Origin of the sequence: Pseudotamlana haliotis (genome assembly GCF_008806375.1) — a bacterium.
Lineage (GTDB): Bacteria > Bacteroidota > Bacteroidia > Flavobacteriales > Flavobacteriaceae > Pseudotamlana > Pseudotamlana haliotis.
The window spans coordinates 1-1119 of sequence record NZ_WAAT01000068.1 but is presented as its reverse complement, the minus strand read 5'-3'; the positions used below and the strand labels follow the sequence as shown (position 1 = coordinate 1119).

The window sequence follows — 1119 nt, the reverse complement described above, 5'->3', positions numbered from 1 at the left end:
TCTATTTTAACCTGTAGCCATATTTCAGGACGAGACATTTAAAAAAACTGTGAATTACATATTTGACGACATAGAAAAGAACATAATTGAGGAATTAAAAAACTCTCGACCACAACGAATATGGACTGAATATATAAAAGTGATTTTTGAATTTGAAGATCATTTTGTTGAGCTCGAATGCGTACCTGAAATTGCGGATTCACAAAACCAAGCTGATGAGGCTATGACTGTTAAAATTAGAAAAGTGAATACAATTTACGAACCCTACAAGAATGCTCATATTATATGTGAAAATGAAAATATAACTGAAATTAATGTCGTTCGCACTTTCCTCTATTTTACGGATTCTATCACAGAACCGAAAAAAGTAAAAAAAATGGACTCAATATGGAATAGAATAATTAGTAAAATTGCAGGAATTAGAAAGAGTAAGATAGAAAACATTTTAGAGGGCACATCAAGAAGTTATCATAGACAAATTATATGTAATCCTAATTCCGAAGATGCCAAAAAGGCCAGTCCTGAATTTTCAAATTTAATCAACGTCGGAATACTAGTAAAAACAAAAGAAAAATACTTGCCGATATTTGTTCAATCAAACGGATATGGATTTCCGCACCTTGAAACAAAGCCTTTTATTTCATCGAATGAACTGGCTAAAATAATCGGGAAATATGAATTGTCGTGAAGACAAAAAAACGAGAAGCAACAACGTTAAAAAAATATAAATAAGTGCTTATCCAATGACAGCAGCACTATTTCAAAGTCGCCAAACTTTTAAATTTGGCTTATTAATAAAAAAGATAATAAGAAAAATTTAAAAATTCAGCTTGTGTTCATCCGAATGGTTTGCCTGTAAATCCGCTCTTCTATTCTTACACAAAACCCTTGTCAATAATTAAACTCACACCCTCAACTTAACGTATGAAACTAAAATTTCTGATTTTTTCATTACTTATTTATTGCAACATCTGTTCTCAAAATTTAGAAAAAGATAATCCGATAAGTGTAATGCTGATCAATTGCTATGAAGCAAGTGAAATGGATGAAATGATACATTAATTTACCAAATACCCTGTGTAGGCTTCCCCAAAAATAGGACAGTTATAAATTCGAATT

The 1119-nt window shown here is 30.9% G+C and carries 1 protein-coding gene; it reads left to right on the top strand.

Annotated features, from left to right (window positions below):
• Positions 1-49 precede the first annotated feature (49 nt).
• The gene (locus F6U93_RS14430) at positions 50-688 is read left to right on the top strand and encodes a hypothetical protein (RefSeq protein ID WP_150940933.1); all 639 of its coding nucleotides are present in this window, start codon (positions 50-52) and stop codon (positions 686-688) included.
• Positions 689-1119 lie beyond the last annotated feature (431 nt).